The 12,437-nt window shown below is 57.8% G+C and carries 9 protein-coding genes; 2 read left to right on the top strand and 7 right to left on the bottom strand.

The features are described 5' to 3' along the window. From ACQG03_RS07155 to cecR, 4 genes are read right to left on the bottom strand one after another with little or no spacing between them, the layout of a single operon-like run. Nucleotides 1-1,134: an ABC transporter permease gene (locus ACQG03_RS07155; RefSeq protein WP_022647507.1), complete on the bottom strand. Its 1,134-nt coding sequence runs from the start codon at nucleotides 1,132-1,134 to the stop codon at nucleotides 1-3. Beyond that, nucleotides 1,124-2,863 carry an ATP-binding cassette domain-containing protein gene (locus ACQG03_RS07160; protein ID WP_063163426.1) on the bottom strand — a complete coding sequence of 580 codons (1,740 nt, stop codon included), beginning with the start codon at nucleotides 2,861-2,863 and terminating at the stop codon, nucleotides 1,124-1,126. Before ACQG03_RS07160 ends, ACQG03_RS07155 begins: the two co-directional genes overlap by 11 nt. Continuing rightward, a complete protein-coding gene (gene hlyD, locus ACQG03_RS07165) occupies nucleotides 2,856-3,851 on the bottom strand; it encodes a secretion protein HlyD (protein ID WP_022647509.1) in 996 nt (331 codons plus the stop codon). Before hlyD ends, ACQG03_RS07160 begins: the two co-directional genes overlap by 8 nt. After that, on the bottom strand, nucleotides 3,848-4,525 hold the full coding sequence (gene cecR, locus ACQG03_RS07170) for a transcriptional regulator CecR (RefSeq protein WP_023299641.1): 678 nt from the start codon (nucleotides 4,523-4,525) through the stop codon (nucleotides 3,848-3,850). The genes hlyD and cecR overlap by 4 nt, the downstream gene beginning before the upstream one ends. 204 nt (nucleotides 4,526-4,729) lie before the next feature. Between cecR and rhlE the strand changes: the two genes are divergently transcribed. Continuing rightward, nucleotides 4,730-6,112 carry an ATP-dependent RNA helicase RhlE gene (gene rhlE / locus ACQG03_RS07175; RefSeq protein WP_017693771.1) on the top strand — a complete coding sequence of 461 codons (1,383 nt, stop codon included), beginning with the start codon at nucleotides 4,730-4,732 and terminating at the stop codon, nucleotides 6,110-6,112. 96 nt (nucleotides 6,113-6,208) lie between these two features. Then, the gene (gene dinG, locus ACQG03_RS07180; protein ID WP_063163425.1) at nucleotides 6,209-8,386 is read left to right on the top strand and encodes an ATP-dependent DNA helicase DinG; all 2,178 of its coding nucleotides are present in this window, start codon (nucleotides 6,209-6,211) and stop codon (nucleotides 8,384-8,386) included. Here dinG and ACQG03_RS07185 read toward each other — a convergent pair. Genes ACQG03_RS07185 through ACQG03_RS07195 form a run of 3 tightly spaced genes read right to left on the bottom strand, consistent with a single transcriptional unit; the run spans nucleotide 8,373 to nucleotide 12,437 of the window. Continuing rightward, nucleotides 8,373-8,876 carry a fimbrial protein gene (locus ACQG03_RS07185; protein WP_063163424.1) on the bottom strand — a complete coding sequence of 168 codons (504 nt, stop codon included), beginning with the start codon at nucleotides 8,874-8,876 and terminating at the stop codon, nucleotides 8,373-8,375. The genes dinG and ACQG03_RS07185 overlap by 14 nt on opposite strands. A gap of 5 nt (nucleotides 8,877-8,881) precedes the next feature. After that, complete coding sequence (locus tag ACQG03_RS07190) at nucleotides 8,882-9,871, bottom strand: fimbrial protein (RefSeq protein ID WP_022647513.1); 990 nt, start codon at nucleotides 9,869-9,871, stop codon at nucleotides 8,882-8,884. Nucleotides 9,872-9,893: 22 nt separating this feature from the next. Next, nucleotides 9,894-12,437 (bottom strand): fimbria/pilus outer membrane usher protein, encoded by a 2,544-nt coding sequence (locus tag ACQG03_RS07195; RefSeq protein ID WP_139153951.1) that lies wholly within the window; start codon nucleotides 12,435-12,437, stop codon nucleotides 9,894-9,896.

Here is a 12,437-nt window from a genome sequence, read left to right on the forward strand (position 1 = left end):
CTAATCTAATCTTCTTTTCGTTTTCATCCACGTCAGCCCGATAAACATCACCGCCGACGCCAGCAAAAACAGGGTGTTGATAATCAGCACTACCGGGATGTTCCCCGCCAGAAACAGGCTTTGCAGGGTGCTCACAAAGTAGCGTGCCGGAATGATGTAGGTCACGGCACGGATCACCGCTGGCATACTGTCAATCTGGAAGATAAAGCCGGAGAGCATAATCGACGGCAGGAAGGCGGCATTAAGCGCCACCTGCGCGGCGTTAAACTGGTTGCGGGTGATGGTGGAGATCAGCAGCCCCATTCCCAGCGTGCTGAGTAAAAACAGGCTGGTGATAAAGAACAGCACCACCAGCGAACCGCGGTACGGCACGCCAAGAATAAATACCGAGACCAGCATACAGAGCAGCATCGCCAGCATGCCGAGGAAGTAGTAGGGGATCAGCTTGCAGAGCAAAAGCTCGACGCGCGTCACTTCGGTGGAGAGCAGCGCCTCCATGGTGCCGCGCTCCCATTCGCGGGCGATCACCAGCGAGGTGAGGATCGCGCCAATAACCGTCATGATGATAGTGACTGCACCCGGGATAATAAAATGCTGGCTGATGGCGGCGGGGTTAAACCAGTAGCGCGTCTGCACGTCAATCAGCGGTTCAAACTTCTCCCCCCGGTCTTCGGCGCGCTGCATCTGCCAGAGCTGCCAGATCCCCTCCGCATAGCCCTGCACGAAATTGGCGGTGTTCGGTTCGCTGCCGTCGGTGATCACCTGAATTGGCGCATCGGCGCCCGGGCGTGCCATGTTGGCGGCGAAATCGACCGGGATGACGATCAGACCGCGAATTTTACCGGCCTGCATTTTCTGGATCAGTTCCTGCCGGTTGTCGCTGATGGTGGCATCGATGTAGGGCGAGCCGGTCATGGCGTGGGTGAAGTCCAGCGCCTCTTCGCTCTGCTGCTCCAGCAGGATCCCGACCCGCAGCTTGCTGGAATCGAGGTTAATCCCGTAGCCAAAAATAAACAGCAGCAGCAGGGGGATCACCACCGCAATCAGCCAGCTGCTGGGGTCACGCACAATCTGCCGCGTCTCTTTGACGCACAAGGCGCGCACCCGGCGCCAGGAGAGGGCGTTACTGCGCATGAGGATTCTCCTTATCCCAGTCGTGGATGAGGGTGATAAACGCCTGCTCCATGGTCGGGTCCGGCTGTGCGTCGTCGGCGGCCTGCGCTTTCAGGTCGTCCGGCGTGCCGTGGGCAATCAGCTTGCCGCGATAGACCAGCCCGATGCGGTCACAATACTCTGCCTCGTCCATAAAGTGGGTGGTGACCATCACGGTCACGCCTTTTTCCACCATGCTATTGATATGCAACCAGAATTCACGGCGGGTGAGGGGGTCCACGCCTGACGTAGGTTCATCAAGAAAGAGGATGTCGGGCTCGTGCATCAACGAACAGGCCAGCGCCAGCCGCTGTTTGAAGCCAAGCGGCAGCGCGTCGGTAGCGTGTGAGGCGATATCGGTCAGGCCAAAGGCGTCGCACATGCGGCCGATTTTCTCGTTCTGCGCCCGTCCCCGCAGGCCGTAGACGCCGGAGAAAAATCGCAGATTTTGCTCCACCGTCAGGTTGCCGTAGAGCGAAAACTTCTGCGCCATATAGCCCAGATGCTGGCGCGCCTTGCCGGAGCTGACTTTGAGATCCATGTTCAGCACCAGCGCTTTGCCGGAGGTCGGTACCAGCAGGCCGCACATCATTTTAAAGGTGGTGGATTTCCCTGCACCGTTCGGCCCGAGCAGGCCAAATATCTCGCCGCGCTTCACGGCAAAATTGACGTTATCGGTGGCAGCGAAATCGCCGAATTTTTTGGTGAGCGATTTCGCTTCAATGACCGTTTCGCCCGGCGTGCCTTCCACCGTGTGCAGAATGGCGCCAAGCGGTGATTCTGAGGTTCCCGCCCCGCCCAGCAGATCGATAAACGCATCTTCAAAGCGCGGCGCGGTCTCTGTCATGTCGATTTCAGGCATCCCCTGCGCACGCCGGATATCGTCGGCGGTGGCCTCTTTTTTGAGGATCACGCGCACCGAACGGCCCTGAATCATCCCGTCGCTCACCTGGGGCAACTTCAGCACCCGTTGCAGCAGCTTGCGGTTGGATTCCTGCGCGCTGTGTAGCAGAAAACTGCGCCCGGCCATGGTTTGCGTCAGCTCGGTGGGCTCGCCCTGATAGAGCAGTTCGCCTTCGTTCATCAGCAGCACGTCACGGCACTGCTCTGCTTCATCAAGGTAAGAGGTACTCCAGAGGATCAGCATGCCGTCACCCGCCAGCTCGTGCACCATCTGCCACAGCTCGCGGCGGGAAATCGGGTCCACGCCGACGCCGGGTTCATCCAGCAACAGCACCTTCGGTTCGCCCACCAGCGTGCAGGCCAGCCCCAGCTTCTGCTTCATCCCGCCGGAAAGTTTGCCCGCCAGCCGATTGGTGAACGGGCCGAGGGAGGTAAACGCCAGCAGACGCTCGAAGGTTTTCTGCCGGGATTCGCCGGTAACGCTGCGCAGATCGGCATACAGGTTGAGGTTTTCCATTACCGTCAGATCTTCATACAGACCAAACTTCTGCGGCATATAGCCGAGTATGCCGTGGAGCGCCGCGTCGTCTTTGATGGGATCGAGGCCAAGCACGCTGGCGCTGCCTTCATCCGGCTTCAGCAATCCCGCCAGCATCCGCATCAGCGTGGTTTTACCCGCGCCGTCCGGCCCCACCAGCCCGGTCACATAGCCTTTCTGAATCGTACAGTTCAGCGGCGCGACCGCCGGTTTAGCCATTCCCGGGAAGCGTTTGACCAGATTATTGAGCTGGATAACCGCATCATTCATGTTGTTCCCCGTCGTTTAAGGTCACGGTAACAGGCATGCCCTGACGCAGCGCGTCGTCCGCATCGGTGACGATGATGCGCAGGCGATACACCAGGTCGGTACGCAGATCCGGGGTTTCAACGGTTTTTGGCGTGAACTCGGCCGTTGGGGAGACGAAGCCCACTTTGCCGTGATACGGCTTGTCCGGGCGACCATCGGTGTAGAGCAGCAGTTCGCGGCCCGGCTGCATCTGGCCAAGATTCGGCTCATCAATGTAAGCGCGCACCCACACCGGACGGGTTAAGGAGAGCGTTAACACGGTGCTGCCCGCGCTGAGCATGCTGCCCGGCTCCACGGCGCGGGTCATCAGCGTACCGTCAGACGGGGCGATTAACGTGGTGTCGTGCAGATCCAGCTCCGCCTGGGCTAACTGCGCCTGCGCCTGCTCAAGGCTGGCCTTCGCCTGGGCAATGTCCTGCGCGCGGTTACCGGTGCGGTACTGGCTTAACTTATCCTGGGCAGATTTCAGCGTCGCCTGCGCCTGGTCGCGGGATGAGCGCGCATTTTCCAGGTCGTTGGCGGAAATAGTGCGGCTTTTCCATAAGCCTTGCTGACGGTTATAGAAATTCTGCGCATAGTCATAGGCGGCTTTTGCCTGCTTAACGGCAGCGGCCGCCTGGGCGATCTCTTCATCACGATAGCCCGCCAGCATCAGGTCGTACTGCGCCTGTGCGACGGCGACGCCCGCTTTTGCCTGCATCAACGCGTTTTCAAACGGGGCTTTGTCCAGCATCCCCAGCGTCTGCCCGGTTTTGATGGCATCGCCTTCGTCAACGCTCAGCGAGGCCAGCCGTCCGCCGACGCGGAAGCTCATGTTCACGGTGCGGATATCCACGTTGCCGTACAGCGTCAGGCCACGATCCTGCTGGCTCTGATACCACAGCCAGCCGCCTGTTCCCGCAGCAAGCAAGACAACAACCACCAGAATGATGGCGACAGGTTTTTTCATGACTTCTGGCTCCTTTGCGTTAAGCCTTGCAGGATCAGATCAACGTGACAGGTAATGACCTGGCTAATTTGCGCGGCTTTATCCTCATCGAATTGTGTCCAGCCCGTACGTAACAGGATGGTCTCACGCCCCAGACGGAAGGCGAGCACTTCGCCCAGCAGGGCGTGGGTATGCAAAATGGTGTCCGTATCGCTGGCGTCCCGTCCGGTATAGGCGGCGATCAGCCGGGTCAGATGGCTGTGCATCGGGGCGATCACCTGATCGTGTACCAGCTGGTACGCGGCAGTGGGGGAGAGCTGCTCGCGTGAGATAAATTTGCTCAGGTTCAGCGTATCGTCGTGCGTCAGCAGGCGGATCATGTTGTGACAGGCGTTAAGGATCAACTGGCGGATGGCAACCCGGTCCGGCTCTGGCTGGCTGAACAGCGCGGTGGCTTCTTCCACGTGTGGGCGAAAGCTGGTGCCGATAAAATCCGCGATCCACTGGGCGCAGGCGAGGTATAGATCCTCTTTTGAGCCAAAATAGTAGGTAATGGCCGCAATATTCTGCCCGGCCTGCGCGGCGATATCCCGCGTGGTGGCATGCAGACCATACTCGCCAAACTGCGCCAGCGCAGCGGCGATAAGCTGACTTTTCGCCTGTTCACCTTTGGTTGTCGTTGGGGTTGTATTCATAGCAGCATTAAGAATTAATCAATCGATTGATTAAGATTATGCCTGATTTGCGCAAACGTCGAGTCATCGCCGGGGATATTTTATGCGCCACGTCACAAAAGCTGCTACACTCCGCTCCTTCGCGACATTGTGGTTTTTGTCCTTCTATTCGTTATATCTCCCTGAAAACTACACCTGTGATGGTCGGGGCGGTTCGGAGTTTTTATGTCTTTTGATTCCCTTGGTCTGAACCCGGAAATTCTGCGCGCCATCGCAGAGCAGGGCTACGTTGAGCCAACCCCTATTCAGCAGCAGGCTATCCCGGCCGTTTTGCAGGGCCGTGACCTGATGGCAAGCGCGCAGACCGGTACCGGTAAGACCGCGGGCTTTACCCTGCCGCTGCTGGAGCTGCTGGTAAAAAACCAGCCACACGCCAAAGGCCGTCGTCCGGTGCGTGCGCTGATCCTCACCCCAACCCGCGAGCTGGCGGCCCAGATTGGTGAGAACGTGCGTGAATACAGCCGCTATCTCAACATTCGTTCGCTGGTAGTTTTCGGCGGGGTAAGCATTAACCCGCAGATGATGAAGCTGCGCGGCGGCGTGGACGTGCTGGTGGCAACCCCGGGGCGTCTGCTGGATCTCGAACACCAGAACGCGGTGAAGCTCGATAACATCGAAATTCTGGTGCTGGACGAAGCCGACCGTATGCTGGACATGGGCTTCATCCACGACATTCGTCGCGTGCTGGCGAAGCTGCCGACGCGTCGTCAGAACCTGCTCTTCTCCGCGACCTTCTCCGACGAGATCAAGGCGCTGGCGGAAAAGCTGCTGCATAACCCGCTGGAAGTGGAAGTCGCGCGCCGCAACACCGCCTCCGAGCAGGTGACGCAGCACGTGCACTTTGTAGATAAGAAGCGCAAGCGGGAACTGCTCTCCCAGATGATCGGCCAGGGCAACTGGCAGCAGGTGCTGGTGTTTACCCGCACCAAGCACGGCGCCAATCACCTGGCGGAACAGCTGAATAAAGATGGCATCCGCAGCGCGGCCATTCACGGCAACAAGAGCCAGGGCGCGCGTACCCGCGCGCTGGCAGACTTCAAGTCAGGCGACATACGCGTGCTGGTGGCAACCGACATCGCCGCACGCGGTCTGGATATCGAAGAGCTGCCGCACGTGGTGAACTACGAGCTGCCAAACGTGCCGGAAGATTACGTTCACCGTATCGGCCGTACCGGACGCGCGGCGGCAACCGGGGAAGCGCTCTCTCTGGTTTGCGTGGATGAGCACAAGCTGCTGCGCGACATCGAACGCCTGCTGAAGAAAGAGATCCCGCGCATTGAAACCCCGGGCTATGAAGTTGACCCGTCAATCAAAGCCGAGCCAATTCAGAACGGTCGTCAGGGTGGCGGGCGCGGTCAGGGCGGCGGTGGTCGCGGTCAGCAGCCGCGTCGTGCCGAAGGCGGCGCGCCGAAATCTTCGGGCAAACCGCCGCGTCGTAATAACGACAGCAAACCGGCCGGTGAAAACCCATGGCGTAGCGGCGAAGGGAAACCGGCAGGCGAGGGACAGCGCCGACGCCGCCCGCGTAAGCCTGCTAACCCGCAGTAATCTGGAAGCCCGGTCGTAAAGCCGGGCTTTTCTTTTTGCGGCAGCGGAGAGAAAGTGCCACAATAGTGGCTGTTTATACAGTATTTCAGGTTTCCGATGGCTTTAACCGCTGCGCTCAAGGCGCAAATTGGCGCATGGTATAAGGCGCTACAACAGCAGATCCCCGATTTTATTCCCCGAGCCCCGCAGCGGCAGATGATTGCCGACGTGGCAAAAACGCTCGCCGGGGACGACGGGCGACATCTGGCGATTGAAGCCCCGACCGGCGTCGGGAAAACCCTGTCGTATCTTATTCCCGGCATTGCCATCGCGCGGGAAGAAGATAAAACGCTGGTGGTCAGTACCGCTAACGTGGCCTTGCAGGATCAGATCTTCAGCAAAGATTTGCCGCTGCTGCGCAAAATTATCCCCGATTTACGGTTTACCGCCGCCTTTGGTCGCGGGCGCTACGTCTGTCCGCGCAATCTGACGGCTCTGGCCAGCAGTGAACCCTCCCAACAGGATCTGCTCGCGTTTCTTGATGACGAGCTGACGCCAAACAACAAGGCGGAGCAGGAGCAGTGCGCAAAGCTGAAGGCCGATCTCGACGGCTACAAGTGGGACGGCCTGCGGGATCACACCAACCAGGCGATCGGCGACGACCTGTGGCGCAGGCTCAGCACCGATAAAGCAAGCTGCCTGAACCGTAACTGTCACTACTATCGCGAGTGTCCGTTCTTTGTCGCCCGGCGTGAGATTCAGGAAGCGGAGGTGGTTGTCGCCAACCACGCGCTGGTCATGGCTGCACTGGAGAGTGAAGCGGTCCTGCCGGAGCCCAAAAACCTGCTGCTGGTGCTCGATGAAGGTCATCATCTGCCCGACGTGGCGCGAGATGCGCTGGAGATGAGCGCGGAAATTACCGCCCCGTGGTTTCGCCTGCAACTGGATCTGTTCTGCAAACTGGTGGCAACCTGCATGGAGCAGTTCCGTCCGAAAACCACGCCGCCGCTGGCGGTTCCGGAGCGGTTGAGCGAGCACTGTGAAGAGGTGTACAGCCTCATCGCCTCGCTGAATAATATTCTTAACCTGTATCTCCCCGCCACCCAGGAGGCGGAACACCGCTTTGCGATGGGTGAGTTGCCGCAGGAAGTGATGGAGATTTGCCAGCAGCTGGCGAAGCACCTGGAAAAGCTGCGCGGGCTGGCGGAGATGTTCTTAAACGATCTCAGCGAGAAAACCGGTACCCACGACGTGGTGCGTTTGCACCGCATTCTGCTGCAAATGAATCGCGCGCTGGGGATGTTTGAAGCGCAGAGCAAACTCTGGCGGCTGGCTTCGATGGCGCAGGCATCCGGCGCGCCGGTGACTAAGTGGGCCACCCGCGAAGTACGAGACGGGCAGGGACATCTCTTCTTCCACTGCGTGGGCATCCGCGTGGCCGATCAGCTGGAAAAGCTGATCTGGCGCAGCGTTCCGCACGTGGTAGTGACGTCAGCGACTCTGCGTTCCCTGAACAGCTTCTCAAGGTTGCAGGAGATGAGCGGCCTGAAAGAGAAAGCGGGCGACCGCTTTGTGGCCCTGGACTCGCCGTTCAACCACTGTGAGCAGGGAAAGCTGGTCATTCCGCGCATGAATTATGAGCCGCTTATCGATAACGAAGAGCAGCATATTGCGGAAATGGCGGCCTACTTCCGCGAGCAGGTTGAGAGTAAAAAATACCCCGGTATGCTGGTGCTGTTTGCCAGCGGTCGGGCGATGCAACGCTTCCTGGAGCACGTCACCGATCTGCGCTTACTCCTGCTGGTGCAGGGCGATCAGCCGCGCTATCGGCTGGTGGAAACCCACCGTAAACGCATTGATAACGGCGAGCGCAGCGTGCTGGTGGGGTTACAGTCCTTTGCGGAAGGGCTTGATTTGAAAGGCGACTACCTGACGCAGGTGCATATCCATAAAATCGCCTTCCCGCCCATCGACAGCCCGGTGGTGATCACCGAAGGCGAATGGCTGAAAAGCCTTAACCGTTATCCGTTTGAAGTGCAAAGCCTGCCTGCAGCGTCGTTTAACCTGATTCAGCAGGTCGGGCGCTTGATCCGTAGCCACGGCTGCTGGGGCGAGGTGGTGATTTATGACAAACGACTGCTCACCAAAAACTACGGCCAGCGGCTGCTGAATGCGCTGCCGATCTTCCCGATTGAGCAGCCGGACGTGCCGGAAGTAAAAAAACGCCCGACAAAACTGGCTGCCGGGCGTCGAAAAAGCTTCCGTGCTAAGGGGCGCGGTCCTACTGGTAAGTGAAGGTCACCTGGATCACGCTGCTGAACGTGCCGGCAGAGATGGGCATCGAGGTGGCGTAATAGCGTGCGGCCAGCGGGAACGTGGCCGTGTGGTCTGACGGGTTTATGGCAGCGTTAAAGGCGGCCTGCGGGGCAATCAGTATCTTGTCCTGACGATCTGCCAGCTCCAGTGCCAGCCCCTTTGCGCTACCGAGATTGGCAAATTTGGTGGGATGGGTGCTGTCGGCCTGACCGTAGAAAAAGGCGGTGGCAAGCGCCAGCGTGGCCGGGCAGTGCGACACCGAAAGGGAAAAGTCCTTCCACTCGCCGGTATCGCCCACGTCTTTAAAACTACCCGATGCCGCCTGGCCTAAGTCCACCGTCAGGTTGCGGCTGGCACTGTCAATGACGCACGTGTTGGCGTAAATGTTACCCGTCATCTGGATCTGTATATCATCGGCGTGGGTCTGGGCGATCAGCCCCAGCGCGAGAATCAATGCGGTTTTTTTCATGACGTTCACTTATAAGCGAGGGTGATGGTTGCCACAGTATTGGCTGGCCCGGGGGTGACTACATTGCTGACCTGCTCGTAGCGAACCTCAAACGGGATCACCAGCGTTTCGTTGGCTACGGCCTGATTTTGGGTACTTACATAGGTACCGAAGGTGGCGAGATGGTCATCAAATAGCATTCTTACTCCGACGCCTGTAGCCATGCCGGTCTGCTGCGTGAGTTTGATCACCCCCTCAAATGCTGTGTCATATCCATTCGCGCTGGTGATTTTTAGCTCAGGCTGTACGGTTGTGTCACAGTTGACGGTGATATTAAATTTTTGAGCAGGGCTGGATAAAAAACCTACGCTGATGAAATCACTGACGGGAAAATCGCCCAAATTAACGGTGAGATTTTTCGGTAAAACGGAGCAGGTGACCTGATGAAGAATAACATTACCTGCATAGGCGATGTGGTTAGGGTTGCCGATCCCTTCATGGCCGAAAACGCCAATGCCAAATTCGGTTTGAGACTGCACCAGCGTACCGGATGTCACGGTGTCACTCGTTTTAACCAGCTCAAGCGTTATTTCAAAGCTAAAAGTCTGTGTTCCATCGGTAGAGACGTAGCCAACTGGCGTTCCACGTGAATCGCACTGCACGCCGCCAGCGCCGCTAATTCGCTGCCCGTGATCATTCATCAATGCTACGCCAATCCCCGGCACGCCGGATTCGTATACCCCCCTGAGCCCTGGCATTTCCGCTCCGGTGCCGTAGTAGCAGGAGACAATCTCCAGGCCGCTGTCGGTACTCTGATCGCAATGCCCGGCAACATGAACGCTCTGCTCTGTACCCGGGATAGTTGCGCCAACTGCCAGCGTCGTCGGGACAGAAATGGATGCCACGTTGATCATTTTGGGGAGATCCGGCGTGGTGCAGGTCGCCTTCGCATGCGGCATGAATAACGCAGCGGTTCCCAGAATCAGTAAGAAAAAGCACTGTTTAATCATTTGCATAATGTTTTGCCTTTAGGGGAGATCAGTGACACTGCGCGGCAGCGTTAATGATGCTGGTTTTCGCTTTCTCATCCGTGAGCACATAGTCAGCGACGCAATGCTCGTTTGCCTCCTGTCCCCAGGAAACGCGGAGATGCCCTTGCTGTGGCAGACCCGAGAGATAGGTCTGGCCATCATTCCCGACGATAAATTCGCTGTCCTTGTCCTCGGTGGTAACCGTTGCGCCGAACGGCAGCGGTTTACCGTTTTGCGTGAGCGTCATCAGGACGCGATTGCCCACGCGCGTCGTGAAGCTGGCGCGCACAATGGCTCCGCGGGTTGGCGTCACAATTTGTGCCGCATGGGTGACGTCGGCGTCCTCCGGCAGCGTTTCCGTATCCAGCGCAATAGTGTTGTGGCGATACGCGGTGACGAACGGTACGACGGTGTAGCCGCGGAAGTCGGTTTCAACGCCGGTCTGGTTAGTGATATGCGTGCCGTGCGTACCCGGGGCTTTCACGAGCGCAATGGTCTCACCGAGCGGCTGGCTTAGCGTGATGCCGTTTGCATGGGCAATCACGCCTCCCTGCAAGCCGACGTTCAGTGTTTGCTGATATTTATCCTGACTGACGCCACCGCTCACTTCACCGTATGTCGCTTTGTAGTCGGCGTTAACGCTGGTGGAGTTACCGCTGCCGGTGCTGCTCAGCCCCTCCTGGAGATTCCAGTTCAGGTTGTCTTCTTTCAGGGCCGTACCGTTCAGGCCGATGTTCTGCGTGGTGCCATCTTTCGTGTTGTTCAGGTTGTACGTGGCCCAGGTGTTATGCATCCAGCGATCCAGCGGAACCGAAACGCTCAGCGAGAACTGGTTGTCGTTCGTCACCGCATTACCGTCCAGATCGCTGTCGTGGGTGTTTTTGTTCATGCTGTAGCTAAGGCTGTAGCTAACGCCGTGCCAGCTGTTGTTGTAGCTGACGCTCATGGAGGTCATGTCCTGATTCTGGCTCCAGTAGGTTTCCTTCACCATGCTCAGCGTGACCGATCCCCAGCCTTCTGGTAGCGTCTGGTCGATGGTGGCTTCGGTACGGGCGCGGCGCTGCTGTGGCGCAGACCAGTTATCGGCGCGGGTATACGACTCCATGGTGTCGTCCAGGGTGTAAAACCCCTTGCTGTTGTAGCGATAGCCCGCAAGCGAAAAGTTGGTGCCTGAACCGGCGAAATCTTTGCTGTAGCGTACGCGCCACGATTTGCCTGTGCTGGACTGCTGTTTTTTCAGCAGGGCTCTGGCGCGAGTCACGTCAATGGAGAACGCCCCTAAATCGCCCATGTTTTTCCCGGCGCCTATCGCCTGCGACTGATAATGACTGCTCTGCTGTACGCCGCCGTAGGCCGTGAAGCCGTGGGGTAAACCATAGATGGCGCTCCCCTGAGCAAACGGGGTCTTTTCAACATCTTTGTCATAAGAACGATAACGCCCGGCAGTTACGCTGTAGCGCAGGTTTTTTTCACGCTGCAATACCGGAACGGAGGCAAACGGCACCACGAAATGACTTTCGCTGCCGTCAGTTTCTTTCACCGTGACCTGGAGGTCGCCGCTGCTGCCGGTGGGGTAGAGATCGTTAATTTCGAAGGCCCCCGGCGCGACCGTGTTCTGATAAATCACGTACCCGTTCTGGCGCACCATCACCAGCGCGTTGCTGTGGGCGGTGCCACGAATAATAGGCGCATAGCCTTTTTCGCTGTCGGGAAGCATGTCGTTATCGGATTTCAGCTCCACGCCGGTGTAAGGGACACTGTCAAAAACATCAGCAGGTGATGAGCTCTGGCCAACGGTGATATCGCTTTTCATCGCCACAATATCGCGTTGCGCATAGGTATAAACGGAGGTGAATTTCTGTTCCTCCTCATTGCCTGTGGTGCTGCGATTCCAGGTGGAATAGTTGCGAAGGCGCCATGCGCCAACGTTTAAACCCGGACGCAGGTTTACGTACTGGCTACTGCTATCCTCTTCACCCTGCTGGCGCGCATGGCTCTGGCTGGCGTTGACGCTGTAATTAAGCAGGCCCGCGTTGATCCCTTCGTCAAACTCTTTCGGGTCGATGTAACCGCGTGGCACCTGTCCGAGCGCCTTTTGCGGAATGCTCAGCAGCAGCTGCTGGTTGCGAACGTGAAAGATTGCAGATGAAGCAGGGATGACACCTAAATCGGCACACTGGCCTTTGGCCATGAGCTGAGGAAACTTTTGGGTCCTGATACCGAGGCTTTTTAACTCACCCATGCTAAAGCAAGGTTGTAACGTGTCGTTGCCCTGCGAATCTTTCTCAAGCGTAAAGGTCACGTTGCGGGTATCAATTTTATTATTATTGATAAACACCGCGACCTCATATTTCCCCGGTGCCTGGCCGGGACCTTTTTCATAGACGGACAGATCGGTTTTACCCTGCTGGGGATTATCTATATCCAGCAGGGCGGGGTTAAAATAATCATCAGCCATAACCTGCTGCGCAAAGATGGCTATTGCCAGGCCACAGAGAATGACCAGCAATGAAGACATTCGGCAGGTGAACGGCTTTTTGTGGCTGTACAT

Origin of the sequence: Enterobacter cloacae complex sp. 342H5 (assembly GCF_050030905.1) — a bacterium.
In the GTDB taxonomy this organism is placed as follows: Bacteria; Pseudomonadota; Gammaproteobacteria; order Enterobacterales; family Enterobacteriaceae; genus Enterobacter; species Enterobacter intestinihominis.

Bases quoted from the DNA above. Each gene is read 5' to 3' on its own strand.
- ACQG03_RS07155 (WP_022647507.1), bottom strand. From the start codon at position 1,134: ATGCGCAGTAACGCCCTCTCCTGGCGCCGGGTGCGCGCCTTGTGCGTC.
- ACQG03_RS07160 (WP_063163426.1), bottom strand. From the start codon at position 2,863: ATGAATGATGCGGTTATCCAGCTCAATAATCTGGTCAAACGCTTCCCG.
- hlyD (WP_022647509.1), bottom strand. From the start codon at position 3,851: ATGAAAAAACCTGTCGCCATCATTCTGGTGGTTGTTGTCTTGCTTGCT.
- cecR (WP_023299641.1), bottom strand. From the start codon at position 4,525: ATGAATACAACCCCAACGACAACCAAAGGTGAACAGGCGAAAAGTCAG.
- rhlE (WP_017693771.1), top strand. From the start codon at position 4,730: ATGTCTTTTGATTCCCTTGGTCTGAACCCGGAAATTCTGCGCGCCATC.
- dinG (WP_063163425.1), top strand. From the start codon at position 6,209: ATGGCTTTAACCGCTGCGCTCAAGGCGCAAATTGGCGCATGGTATAAG.
- ACQG03_RS07185 (WP_063163424.1), bottom strand. From the start codon at position 8,876: ATGAAAAAAACCGCATTGATTCTCGCGCTGGGGCTGATCGCCCAGACC.
- ACQG03_RS07190 (WP_022647513.1), bottom strand. From the start codon at position 9,871: ATGCAAATGATTAAACAGTGCTTTTTCTTACTGATTCTGGGAACCGCT.
- ACQG03_RS07195 (WP_139153951.1), bottom strand. From the start codon at position 12,437: ATGTACAGCCACAAAAAGCCGTTCACCTGCCGAATGTCTTCATTGCTG.